The following is a 13316-nucleotide window of genomic DNA, read 5'->3' as shown; positions in this document are numbered from 1 at the left end:
ATGTTTCTCTCCTCGCAAAATAGATATTGTTAAAAAGTACCCTCGCATATTTATGCGGTTTGTTCCTCGGGATGCTTTCGAAACTGAAGCTCATACAGCTTCGCGTAATGACCGTCCTTGGCAAGGAGCTGGTCATGGGTACCCTGTTCCTTCAGCTCGCCATCGGCAAGAACACAGATTGTATCCGCCCGCTCAATCGTAGACAATCGGTGGGCAATGACTAATGTCGTACGATCCTTCATCAGCTCATTTAAGCCCTGCTGGACTTCATATTCCGATTCTGAATCCAGCGCCGAGGTCGCTTCATCCAGCAGCAAAATCGGTGCATTTTTGAGCAAAGCGCGGGCAATCGCGAGCCGCTGTCTTTGACCACCGGACAAATTGGCTCCGCGTTCACCGACAATGGTGTCGTAGCCCTCTGGCAGCTCGGCTATAAAGCCGCTCGCATAGGCTGTTTTGGCCGCAGCCTCAACTTCCTCATCCGTGGCATCCGGTGAGCCAAAGCGGATATTATCCGCTACTGTACCGTGGAACAACGTAGCCTCCTGTGGTACATAGGCCATCAAATCCCTGACCTCATCTAACCGAAGCTCTCCTGCCGAGCGACCACGGACCCGCAGCACACCCTCATCCGGTGGATAAAAGCCTAGCAATAGCTTCATGACTGTGCTTTTTCCACCACCACTTGGGCCGACGAGCGCGGTGACCTGCCCTTCCGGCACGATCAGGTTCAGCCTTCGCAGCGTTGGACGGTCCGGTTGATAACCGAAGGTGATGTCATGCAGCTCCAGCGCAGCCGAAACTTGTTCCATGGCGTGGCCTGAGCTCGCAGTTTCGACATCACTATGAGATCCCTCAGGCTCACGAGCTGATAAAGCTGCCGCCTCCGGACCGATCAGCCCAGCCTGCGGTCCCTCCTGTTTCAACGCTGGAAAATGCTCCTCTTCCTTCGACTCATCCAGAATTTCGCGGATACGTGCCAAGCCAGCCAAGGAGTTTTGCAATAGCGATACAGCCGCCCCCAGCTGCAAGAACACCGCGGAAATGCCGCCTTGCAGTTGCACAATCTGTCCCAGGACTCCCAGCTCCATCTGCTTCTGTGAAACCAGAATCAGTCCGGTGACAAGCACACCACCCAGCGTAATAAATTCAATTACAAAATTATACATATCCTGCAAGCCCATATGACGTCCCTGCTGGATGCTAATGCTGTTTATGTCCTCGCTTGTATCGTTACAAAGTCCGCCTACCTTGGTCCGCAATCCAAACAGCTTCACTGTCTGCAAACCAGAAAGCAGATCACTCAATCGTTCTGTGAATCCGCTCATCCGTCCCTGTAATTCCTCACTCGTCTGTCGCATCTTCTTCGCGAAATGAGAATTTACCCAAGCTGAAGCCAGTCCAAGTAAAACCGCCATAACCCCAAACCGCCAATCCAGCGCCAGCATAATGACCAGCGAACCAAAGAAAAGCGAAACTTCAAGTATAATCGAGCGAATATGAACGGTGTAAGCCTGCTCCAACGTCTTTACATCGTTCGTCATGCGGGATACAAGATCACCAGAATGGCGTTTTTCGACCTTTTCATAGGATAGCTTGACGATATGCCCGAATAGTCTCACCCTTACATTGGCAATCGCCAGTTTCACACACCGCTTGTACATGTAGCTGCACAGCGGAGCAATAAGACTTAGTGCCAAAAATGTACCGCTGACCAAATAAATCGCTTGGTAAAGCCCCTCCACTTTCCCATCAACCGCAAAATTCAGCAAATAATGCACCACAAAGGAAAGTAAAATCGTGACGCTCGCATTGGTCAGACTGTTGCCAATCAACCCGATAAAATACCATTTTCGGTGCGGCTTCATCAGGGACATCAACTGCTTAAACTCATAAAACCCCTGCTTGAAGGTCACGTTTCTCACTCCTTTCCTCTGTTATCGGATTGCCGTTTTCCATCGTATGCGGTTCTTCTTCGAAATTTTGCAAATACAGCTTTCGATATTCACCGTTGCGACCCAGTAATTCCTCATGCGTGCCCGATTCCACCACGCTCCCCTGATCAAGCACAATAATCCGGTTCGCCTGACGCACGGTTGACAGTCGATGAGCAATCACCAATACCGTCCGATTATGCATTGCCGCATTCATCGCGATCTGTACCTGAGCCTCCGACTGGCTATCGAGCGCTGAAGTTGGCTCATCCAGTAGAAGCAGCGGAGCATTTTTCAACAATGCTCTTGCGATGGAAATACGCTGCTTTTGTCCACCAGACAATCCGCCTCCCCGCTCGCTCAAAAGGGTTTCATAGCCCTCGGGAAGCTGAACAATAAAATCATGTGCATGCGCCGCTTTCGCCGCCTCGACAATTTCTTCACGGGTCGCCTCCAGACGTCCATATCCGATATTTTCTGCAATCGTGGCCGGAAAAAGCGACGGCTCCTGAGATACCATCGAAATATGGCTGCGCAGGCTTGTTAAATTCCAATCTGTCAAACTCTTTCCAAATAGTTGAACAGTTCCAGCATGCTCACCCGGTTCATTAAATCCGCAAAGCAGCTTAAAAATCGTGCTTTTGCCGCCACCGCTGCCGCCGACAATCGCTACCGTTTCTCCTTGTCCTACCTGGAAGCTGATATCCCTGAGCACGGTGTTCCCTTCATCGTAGCCAAAGGTCAAATGGTCAAGCCTGACCACAGCAGCGTCATCGTCGCCTTCTGCTCTGTCTGGCTCGCTTTTACTAGCATTACTGGCTTGGTCGGCTTTCCTGTCTGCATCGTCCTCAAAATGCAGGCCCTCACCCCCTCGATTCTCATCGACTGAGGTGATTTCACCACCTTGACGTTCATCCCGCCAATCCAATACCTCAAACAAATGCTTGGCCGCTCCCCCCGCTTCCTTCATTTGCGTGATGATCATCGGCAGCATGGAAACAGGCTGCAATATGAACGAAATCAGATATAAAAATAGAACGATGCCTCCAGCATTCAGCTCTCCTTGTTGAATCAGGTATCCTCCGTACGCAATCACCAAAATAATTGGTGTTGCCAGCATCATCACACCTACCGGAGTAATAGACGCATAGCGCTTTTCCAGCCCCAAGCCGCGTCTGACGACCTCCTCCATCATCACCATATACTTCTTCAACAGCACAGCCTGCATATTGAATGCCTTGACGATAGGAATTCCTCCAATTGCATCCTGTCCGACCGCGTTCAAATGAGCCATTTTCTCCTGAAGCTGCTCGGAATATTTTTCAATCGGCCTGCTCATCAGTGTTGTTATGATCATACCTACAGGCAAAAGCGCAAGACTGGCCAAGACCAGCTTCCAGCTTGTCATTAAAAGCAACACTAGTGATGCCGTAAACACAAGCGGTAAATAAAACAGATTGGCAAACTGCTCAATAAAAAAATTCTGTAGCATCGCCGTATTGTTCGTAAGCCGGGATACCAAATCTCCAGTAAACTTCCTCTCCACTCTGGAAACTGGTAAATCGCAAAACTTATGTACGAGGTCGCCTCTCAAATCGCGCAGTGCGCTAACGCTAAATCGCGCCGAAGCGTACCTCATCACAAACTTACAGGGCATTCCAACTAGCGTCATACCAACAACTAAATAGATCATGTTCTGGGTGGAGGAGAAGGTCCCCGCAACCATTTGCTCGATGGCCTTACCCAAAATAATGTCTATGGCTGCCAAACATAAGGAGGCGATCACCGTTATGAAAACCCATAGATTGTACGGTCTTACATAACGCGCGAGTCTTCGAAAAGCAGAATTTGATCGAAACAAGGACATCCCTCTTTTTCGTTGCTCACACTTTCGCAGTGCGAACTTTTTTAGTGAGGATTTTGCAAAATCCTGAAGTTGCAATGGACATGGTGAGATAAACTCTGGCTCTGGATGTATGAGTATTTACATGGAATGAAATCATTCTTGAATTATGCTGGGCATTGCATCATGGTGGTGGGTTGATTGTCGAGTGGTTGCCGAGATGTTAATCATGTTTGTGTATCGTGGTGTATCATGATGTGTGGGACTTTTAACTCTGCCTGAATCGTGGTTGTAGGGTATTGGTGCTGTAAGATGTATGAGCTGCAGCAGCGTGGTTCAGGGCTGAAGATGCGGACAAAATATTCACGACTGTGCTTATAACTTCTTGCTCTTGTTCATGAATGAAAAAGTGATTTCCTTCGAACATTCGCACATCAATGGGCGATGTGGTGTGCTGCTGCCAGGCATGAAGTGAATCAGTGCTCACCTCATGATCCTTCATGCCGCCCAAAATAGTCATCGGACAGGCCAAGGGGCCTCCCTGCTGATAAACATACGTTTCGCACACCTTAAAATCCGCGCGCAGACGAGGCATAATAATTTGCATTAAATCTGCATTTTGCAGTACTTCTTCGGGTGTTCCCTGCATCAAACGAAGCTCTTCGGTGAAAGGTTGATCTGCTAAATCATGGAGTTGTTTTTTTGAATACGGACGATGTGGTGCGGATTTACCGGATACGATGATATGGACAGGCAGTTTTCCGGTTTTGCTATACAATTGCCGTGCTGTTTCAAAAGCAATCAATGCTCCCATACTGTGTCCAAAGAAAGCAAACGGCTTATGTACGTATGGAGCCATAGCAGGAAGCAGCGAGTGCACGATGTCCTGAATGGTATCCATTGGGGCTTCTGTGGAACGGCTTTCACGTCCTGGAAGCTGTACAGGCAACACAGTAATATCAGGCGCAAGTCTAGACTTCCAGGAACTGAATATGGAAGCACCGCCACCAGCATAAGGGAAGCAAAATAGCTGGAGCTTCTCAGCCGGATGAACCGCGGTTCTCGCAAACCAAGATTGTGACCGAGTCGTCATATGAATTCCTCCATCCTCTACACAGTTCAGAATTTTACATTAAATCCTTATATCTCTTTTTTTCTTCCAACACTTTCTAACTATTTTTAAATATACAAACTTTAAAACCGCTTGACATGGGACAAAAGATCTAAATTGATAGAGTTCATAAAAATAAAACAAAATCCATATTATGCTATCTATTCCCAGTCTTTAAAAGCAACAATTTCACTTTATGCATTAATTTCCTGCTGATCATGATCTATTAATTGGATTCAAAACGAGTTTTCAGATTTTCATGAATTTTGTAAAATCAAATTATTATGATTTGCAATAAAGCTAGAAAGCTTTGTACTACAACAATTTTACCTTTACATGCCATTAACATAAATGTAACAAATTCGTCCTGATATCATCCGACAATTTCCGCCTTTTTCCGCAACAGCCTTCGACCTCCTATTTTATGGAATCAAATTTCATCAAGCTCAGATCAACCAAAATTAATAACTCTTTAATTTTTTAATAGATCATGCCATTTTGTAGTTCTATAGAACCAATTTTCGCAGATTTTTTTTCGACTCTCTGTCAAAAAATTTTAGTTCAGATTGAATTTTTCTCCCCTAGAGCTAAGAATTTTCTTTTCAAACCTTTATAGAAACGTTTTTATCTTCCTTCAAAAGTGTCAATTTTCAGGAATTTATATCTTTGGTTCTGGCCCTTCTGCAATCGACAAACGAACCTGAAACACCAAACAGCAAGTCTCTATGTGGTAAGAGACTTGCTGTTTTCAAGCTTATTATGACTTGGTCTTTGATGTAGCTGTGAAGACTTAAGAGGATGCGGCTGCAGCGAGCGTACCGGAAGCGTCTGTTGTGTGGTGAATACTACGCACGAAGCGAATCGTTTTTGTTTCCGAGTGCATCACGACCGAATGGGTTTCCGCTCTATGACCAGGGAGAGAACGAACCCCCTGCAACCACTCGCCAGGTGTCACACCCGTAGCCACAAACATCACGCCTTGGCGTCCGACCATATCATCCATTGACAATAAAGCCCCCGGATCAGCAATGCCCATACGTTTGCACCGTTCGATCTCTTCTTCACCATGAGGCAACAGACGACCTTGAATCTCTCCACCCATGCATTTCAGCGCCGCAGCAGCCAACACACCTTCAGGCGCTCCACCGGAGCCGATATGCAGATCAACACCGCTATCCAGGCATGTTTCAATTGCACCCATTACGTCTCCATGCCCAAGCAGCTTGATCCGAACGCCGCTCTCCCGCAGAAGCTTGATAATTCCGGCGTGACGTGTACGATCCAGAATGGACACGGTAAGTTCGGACAAGGATTTACCCAGTATCCGTGCGGCCTTTGACAGGGTAGCCGGAATCGGATCATCCAGCGATAGCTTTCCAGCCAGTGCCGGGCCTACGGCCATTTTTTGCATATACATATCCGGAGCATGGAGCAGACCTCCGCGGGGGCAGCAGCAATGACCGATAGGGCGTTGTTCAATCCGTTCGCCACCGTTTCGGTTCCCTCCAGCGGGTCGACGGCGATGTCTATGGCCGGCCCTCTGCGATTGCCTACTCTTTCCCCGATATACAGCATGGGAGCCTCATCCATTTCTCCTTCGCCAATGACGACCGTACCGTCCATAGATACCGCGTTAAAATGAGTCCGGATGGCTACCGTAGCCGCCTCGTCCGCGCTGTTCTTATCTCCACGTCCTGTCCATTGCGCTGATTGCAGCGCTGCCGCCTCTGTAACCCGAACGAATTCCAATGCCAGTTGACTCTCCATACCTTCCCTCCACCTCTCCTATATATAATTGTTATCCTATGGCAAATCATTATTTTTAGAGCAGCTATGCTGCCTTTTTTATCTATTTATCTATAACACTCCTGTATCCTACAGCAACTATTATCTATTGAGCAGCTACGCTTCTATAACATCCTGATAATCAAACCCGCTGTTTCTTCAATCGCTTTATCGGTGACATCTATGATCGGGCAACCTAACTTCGTAAACAGGGATTGCGCATACGCAATCTCTTCCTCCACCCGCTTCGATGTAGCATATTGCACATTGTTAGGCAGTCCCATCACCTTGAGTCGCTCACTACGTATTTTTAGCAGCAACTCCGGCTGGATCGTTAACCCAAACACCCGACCATGCTGTACATCCTGCAACTGTGCAGGCGGTGTCAGCTCCGGTACAACGGGAATGTTGACTGTTTTATAACCTTTATGCGCCAGAAACATCGACAAAGGAGTTTTGGAAATACGAGATACGCCTAGCAGTACAATATCTGCTTTGAGAATGGCGCTCACATCTTTGCCATCATCATATTGAACCGCAAAATCCATGGCTTCCACACGACGAAAATAATTATCGTCCATCCGATGCAGCAAGCCGGGTTTTTCCTTGGGATCATCATGGAACGTGTCAGCAAACGCCTGCATCATCGGGCCCATGATATCGACAGCCCGCACATTCAGCCGGACAGCCTCCTCTTTCATCGCTTCTCTCAATTCCGGCTGTACCAGCGTATAGGCTACAAAACCTTTACGCTCAGCCACCTCTTCCATCACCCGGCTCAGTTCGTCTTCATCTCTTACATTCATAAATCTCTTGATCTCTGTGTCCGGTAGCTCAAATTGGCGCATGGTCGCCTGAACGACGGCTTCCGCCGTCTCGCCAATCGAGTCTGAACAGATCGCTATAAAATGACTGCGCGCCTGAACCATTCGATTCCTCCCATTAATCCTCTGCTACCATATCGAGCAACATTTTGATAATATTTGTTTTCGTAATGCGTCCCACGACTTTCCAGTGTTCCCCTGGTTTGTCGGAGTTGGAAGGGACGACGACAGGCAGACTGTCGATTTGACGGGCAATGATTTTGCGCGCTGCCTCCAATACAGTGTCTTCCGGGGAAACGGTGACGACATTTGCCTGACGAGTCATGACGAGACTGACAGGGATGGTCGCCGCATTCGGATTGCCTAACGTAACCTTGAGCAGATCCTTGCGGGAAGCTACTCCTGCCAGATTCCCCTCCTCATCGGTAACGATCAGGTTACTCACGTTCTCCAGAAAAAGAGCAACCACAGCTTCCTGAATCGTTGTTGTTTCACGTACGATGACTGGAACCCCGTGAAGATCGCCGACCTTCATTTGCATGAGCCGGAATTTTTCCTCCCGGTTCGGCGTGCCCCGTTTTCCGACAAAATAACCAACCTTGGGCTTCGCATCTATATAATTCAGAATGCCCAGCTTGGATAGGTCAGTCCGAATGGTCGCCTTGCTGAGATTGAGCATTTCCGCAATCTGATCACCGGTAATCGGGGCATGCTTTTGTACGATGTTTAAAATTTCCACTTGTCTTGCCGTAAGGTCGATGATGAACGCCCCTCCTTTTTTTTCCTTGCTATCTGATATTGAATATAATACGTCATATATAATTATAAATCAACCTATAAAAGCATATAAAACATCACATATATAAAATTAAAGCGGTTATTGATGGTTTTTTATCGTTTAAAGCACTTATACCACACCAAAAAAGCGGATACTTCACACCCTGCTCTTTCGAGTAAGACGAAGTATCCGCTCCTTTATTCGTATCTTAAAGCATCGATCGGACGCAGCTTGGACGCCTTCCGCGCCGGGTACACTCCAAACAGTACACCAACCCCCATGCAGCACAGAAAAGAGTACAGCACCGGTTCCATCGTATACACAATCGGCATATGGACAAATTTCTCCAGCAGCTTCGCGCCCCCAAGACCCGCCATAACGCCAACCAGTCCGCCCATCAGACTAAGAAAAACAGCCTCGGCCAGAAATTGCAGCATAATGTCACTGCGCTGCGCACCAATCGCCTTGCGAATCCCGATCTCCCTCGTCCGTTCCGTGACGGACACCAGCATAATATTCATGATGCCAATGCCCCCAACACCGAGCGCAATCGCAGCAACGCCGAGCAACAGCATATTCATAACCTTGTCTACACCTGAGACCGTTTTTAGGATCTCCGTCTGGGTCATGATCTGAAAATCATCGCCCTCTGATGGCTTCAGCTCATGCCGGGCACGCAGCACCTGTCGGATTTCAGCACTCGCCTGGTCAATCTTCTCCTCCGTTGTTGCAGAAGCATTCACCTGCTGAATGCTCATATTCCCCAGCCGTTCCATCCCTGTTGTAATCGGCACATATACCTGCTGCCCGCTGTTACTCATATTGGAATTGGAATTCGTCAGTACCCCGACCACCTTAAAAGGAAGCTGCTTGATCATGATCGTTTCCCCCACCGCCTTGGAGGCATCCGGACCAAAAATATTACGGGCTGCATCGCTCCCTAGCACCACGACATTCAGTCTCTTTTCCACTTCATAGTGGGTAAAAGACCTGCCCTGAGCGAGTGACAGCTTTCTCACATGGATGAAAGCCAGCGAAGTCCCCTCAATCTGCCCGCTGACCTTATTGCGGCTCCACGTAATATCCGCATTGGTCATGGCACTTGGAGCTACCTCGGCTACGGCTTTTTGCTGCTCTAGCGCAGCGATATCCTCCAGAGATATTCCTTTCGTCTGATTGAACGACATGGAGCTGGACCCATCATATGGGGCATAAGGATAAATCATGAGCAAATTATTCCCCATACTGTTAATCTGCGACGTAATCGTGGCCGTAGAGCCTTTACCAATGGCAACAATCGCGATTACAGCAGCCACTCCAATAATAATACCCAGCATGGTCAGCAAGGATCGCAGCATATTGGTTCGCAAACTGTTGAGCGATACCCGGATAATTTCCCGAAATTTCATGCCTTCACTTCCTCTGCCGCCATTCTTCGGTTCCCAACAGGCTGATCCTCTTCAATCCGTCCATCGCGAAAATGAATCAGACGCTTGGCGTATTCCGCAATTTCCTGATCATGCGTAACGAGCACAACCGTTTTACCCTGATCGTTCAGGCGTTGGAAAATCTCCATAATTTCAACGCTCGTTTTGGAGTCCAGTGCGCCTGTCGGCTCATCCGCCAAGAGAATCACCGGATTGTTCACAAGTGCGCGCGCTATGGATACCCGTTGCTGCTGACCGCCTGACAGCTCATTCGGCTTGTTGTTCATCCGATCGCCCAGCCCCACACTGGTCAGCGCCTCAATGGCCCGCAAGCGCCGCTCCTTGGCTGGTACGCCTGCATAAATCATCGGCAGCTCTACGTTCTCCAAAGCTGTGGCCCGCGGAAGCAAATGGAATTTTTGAAATACAAATCCGATTTTCTGATTACGGATAATAGCCAGCTCATCCTCACGAGCTTCCAGTATGGAATAACCGTCCAAATAAAATTGTCCCGAGGTAGGCAGATCCAGACAGCCGATGACATTCATCATCGTGGACTTGCCTGATCCAGACGGGCCCATGATTGCCACAAAATCACCGTCAGCAATGTTGAGTTGCACATCACGCAGGGCATGAATTTCCTGATCCCCAACCTGGTACACCTTTTTCATATCCTCAATTTGAATGACATGTCTCATCCCCGTTTAAAAGCCTCCTTGCATGCCACCCATATTGGAAGGGTCTGGCGGTGCTTCAGGAGCAGGCATAACAATCGTATCGCCCTCCTTCACACCTGACTTGAGTTCAACCCGATCTGGCGTGTAAAATCCGAGCTCTACGGGCTTGAACGTGCGCGCCCCTGGATTTGCCGGATTGGAAGCAAGATAGACGCCGTCCTGTCCGCCTTCGGATCTCAGCGCAATCGCTGGCACAAACAGCACATTTTTGTGTACTCCCAAAATAACAGACACATTCATAATCATACCGGTTTTCAGCTTGCCTTTCGGGTCATGAACGGACAGCTCCATCAGATAGGTCGTCATGCCTTCATCTGTGGATGCTTCCGGTGAGACGAATTGCACCTTGCCCGGGAACGACTCACCCGGGTAAGCATTGGTGGATAACACTGCTGAAAGTCCTTTTTTCACCTTTACAATATCGTTCTGACTGATTTTTGCGCTAATCTTGAGATTGTTGGAGTCCGAGTTATTCATGACGATAAAAGGTGCCGTTGGACTGGTTCCGACATCCCCATTCACCTTTAAAATGACTCCATCCCACGGTGCCGTGACCTGAAGCTTGTTCAGGTCATTTTTTTTCTGCTCCAGCTCGGTGGCCAGCCTTCTAACCTCAATCCGTGCGGATTGGATATTGGAGGCATCGGCTGGAACCTCCGTTTTGCGAAGCTCAGCCATAGCCGATCGATAGCCGATTTCAGCCTCTGCGATAGCATGACGCTTTTGCGACATGATTTTGCGGAATTGTAAATCCAGACCGTCATAATCTGTCTGCGCCTTATCCAGCGCTTGCTCTGCCTGCTCCATTTCACTGTTGGACACCGCTCCGGCATCATGTAAAAACTTTTGATCTTCATATGCCTTTCGCGCCTGCTCCAACTGCTTTTTGGAAGCCTTCTTCTGACTTTCCGCTTCTTCCAGCTCAAATGATTCCTGCGCTGTATCGACAGCCATTTTAGCCCGAAGCACGTTCGTCTTCTGAATTTCAATATCCTCCACCTTCGGCCCCTTCTCCAATTCAGCCAGCTTGGATTTGGATATTTCCAAATTATCGGATGCGCTCTGGATTTGCATCTTAATTTCAGAACTGTCCAGAAGAGCCAGGACTTGTCCTTTTTTCACCTTGTCTCCGGCCTTTACGTTTAGCGCCGCCAGCTTATTTTCGCCTGCACTTGTGAAATTCAGCTTTACTTCCTTGGAAGCCTGCACGGTACCAGACGTATCCAGCTTCTCGCTCACATCCCCGCGTTCCACTTTAAGCGTCTCGTCCTGAACCAATGGTACAGCCTGCTCTTTGGGAAGCTTCAAATATACTGCTGTTCCACCCCCGCCTATTACTAGCAGCACAACCATGGTCCAGATCCACTTTTTTCTCCGTTTTCTTCGTAACTTTAATAAGGCGTCGTTTAAAACCGTTTCTGCCAACTTCGTTTCCTCCCTATGTGCTCCATGGCTTGCTCAACGTGTATTCATTCTGGCTCAGCTCAATCGCCAGCTCTTCCATTTGCCGTTCAATCTGGTTCACCTTCAACTGGCTATTTTTCAGCTCCAGCTCGATAATTAAGCCTCTGGCCCACTTTTTTGCGGGACAGCTCCAGCCCCTCTTTTGCCGTGCGCAGACTTTCTTCCAGCTGAACGTATTTTTTTTGGTTTTCCTTGACCGTGGCATATAAATTGCGGAGCGATTCGGCAAAATCCTTTTCTCCCTTGTCCAGCTCCTCCTTGGCTGTATCCACGTCCATTTTGGCTAGATCGTAAGCACCTGCACCGCTGTTAAAATCGAAATATCTCACATTGAGTTCCGAAGTCTTGATGCTATCCTCCAGCTTCCACAAGTTCGGATTCATATCCATCAGCTGTTGTATATGTATTTCGATATCCAGCTTCTTCGGTTCCTTGTACACTGGTCGATCCACCATTTCATAGGCTGTTCCATTAGGCTGGCCCATCAGAAAATTCAGAGCGTCACGCGATTTTTGCAGCGCAATTTTCCCCTGCTCGATCGTCTGCTCCGCCTGGCTTCTGGCCTGTGTACTCTCGTTTTTCGCATACTCAGACAGCTTGCCGCGCGCAAATTTGGCGAGTGCAATCTTTTCCTCCGCTTGAGCAATTTCAAGCGCTTCCAGATCATTTTTCACCTGATTCTCTGCCACGAATACGCTTTGGTAGCTTTTCATCACATTAAAATAAATCTGATCCTTGGCGAACTGCGCCTGCTTTTTGCTGGCTAGATAGGATAACGTCGAAGAGTTATAATTTCTCCAGGATGACTCATCACCAACATATTCACCATCTATAAAATCGACGAATGCATTGCCCAGATCCTTTTCCGCATTTTTCAGTTCCATTCTTCGACGCTCCACGTCCCGCTCGGCAGTACGCGTGTTGTAGCTATTCGTTTGTGCCCATTCCGCTGCCTGCTTGAGCGTTAATGGAGGTAAAGCCTGACCCGTTATGGAGGCGGTCTTCGATGTAACCGCAGCAGACGAGGTTCCTGATATACTTGCTGACGTATTTCCTGTTGTGCTTCTTGCTGCACTGTCAGCCTGAACGGTGGAAATCAAGCCTGACGACATCGTCAATACGAGCAGCGTCGCAGCCGCTTTATACTTCATAGGTGAATCTCTCCCCTTTCGGTGTAATCTTTCGAATTATTTCCATAGATTTCGACATAAATTTCCACAGTCTATCCGCCACCTAATTGTACTTTCAGGTGAATGGTGGTACAAGGTGTTAAACCAATACATTTTTGTAACCTTTATTTCAACATTGTCAATACAAGCTGTTCTCTTGCAAATCAGATATAAAACGAATCTGTTTTTACCTGAAATTTACCTAAATTTCAGCTAATTTTAAGGAAACCAACAGTATCTATTA

The 13316-nt window shown here is 48.0% G+C and carries 9 protein-coding genes and 1 pseudogene; all 10 read right to left on the bottom strand.

All coding sequences use genetic code 11. The features are described 5' to 3' along the window. Window positions 1-50: 50 nt before the first annotated feature. Window positions 51-1916 (bottom strand): ABC transporter ATP-binding protein, encoded by a 1866-nt coding sequence (locus QMK20_RS11900; protein ID WP_283655874.1) that lies wholly within the window; start codon window positions 1914-1916, stop codon window positions 51-53. Further along, on the bottom strand, window positions 1891-3795 hold the full coding sequence (locus QMK20_RS11895) for an ABC transporter ATP-binding protein (protein WP_283655873.1): 1905 nt from the start codon (window positions 3793-3795) through the stop codon (window positions 1891-1893). Before QMK20_RS11895 ends, QMK20_RS11900 begins: the two co-directional genes overlap by 26 nt. A gap of 250 nt (window positions 3796-4045) precedes the next feature. Further along, window positions 4046-4870 (bottom strand): thioesterase II family protein, encoded by an 825-nt coding sequence (locus tag QMK20_RS11890; RefSeq protein WP_283655872.1) that lies wholly within the window; start codon window positions 4868-4870, stop codon window positions 4046-4048. A gap of 808 nt (window positions 4871-5678) precedes the next feature. Beyond that, window positions 5679-6655 (bottom strand): annotated as a pseudogene (gene glpX / locus QMK20_RS11885) (class II fructose-bisphosphatase). 143 nt (window positions 6656-6798) lie between these two features. Beyond that, a complete protein-coding gene (locus QMK20_RS11880) occupies window positions 6799-7602 on the bottom strand; it encodes a pyruvate, water dikinase regulatory protein (protein WP_283655871.1) in 804 nt (267 codons plus the stop codon). A gap of 13 nt (window positions 7603-7615) precedes the next feature. Beyond that, window positions 7616-8236: a helix-turn-helix transcriptional regulator gene (locus tag QMK20_RS11875; protein WP_014281403.1), complete on the bottom strand. Its 621-nt coding sequence runs from the start codon at window positions 8234-8236 to the stop codon at window positions 7616-7618. Window positions 8237-8472: 236 nt separating this feature from the next. Continuing rightward, the gene (locus QMK20_RS11870) at window positions 8473-9684 is read right to left on the bottom strand and encodes an ABC transporter permease (RefSeq protein ID WP_283655870.1); all 1212 of its coding nucleotides are present in this window, start codon (window positions 9682-9684) and stop codon (window positions 8473-8475) included. After that, entirely contained in the window at window positions 9681-10400 is a 720-nt protein-coding gene (locus QMK20_RS11865) for an ABC transporter ATP-binding protein (protein WP_283655869.1), read from the bottom strand. The genes QMK20_RS11870 and QMK20_RS11865 overlap by 4 nt, the downstream gene beginning before the upstream one ends. A gap of 6 nt (window positions 10401-10406) precedes the next feature. After that, the gene (locus QMK20_RS11860; RefSeq protein ID WP_283655868.1) at window positions 10407-11864 is read right to left on the bottom strand and encodes an efflux RND transporter periplasmic adaptor subunit; all 1458 of its coding nucleotides are present in this window, start codon (window positions 11862-11864) and stop codon (window positions 10407-10409) included. A 110-nt stretch (window positions 11865-11974) separates the two neighbouring features. Beyond that, window positions 11975-13054 (bottom strand): TolC family protein, encoded by a 1080-nt coding sequence (locus tag QMK20_RS11855; RefSeq protein WP_283655867.1) that lies wholly within the window; start codon window positions 13052-13054, stop codon window positions 11975-11977. Between the last annotated feature and the right edge of the window lie 262 nt (window positions 13055-13316).

This window comes from Paenibacillus sp. RC334 (assembly GCF_030034735.1).
GTDB classification, from domain to species: domain Bacteria; phylum Bacillota; class Bacilli; order Paenibacillales; family Paenibacillaceae; genus Paenibacillus; species Paenibacillus terrae_A.
This window is presented reverse-complemented; position numbering and strand designations above follow the sequence as displayed.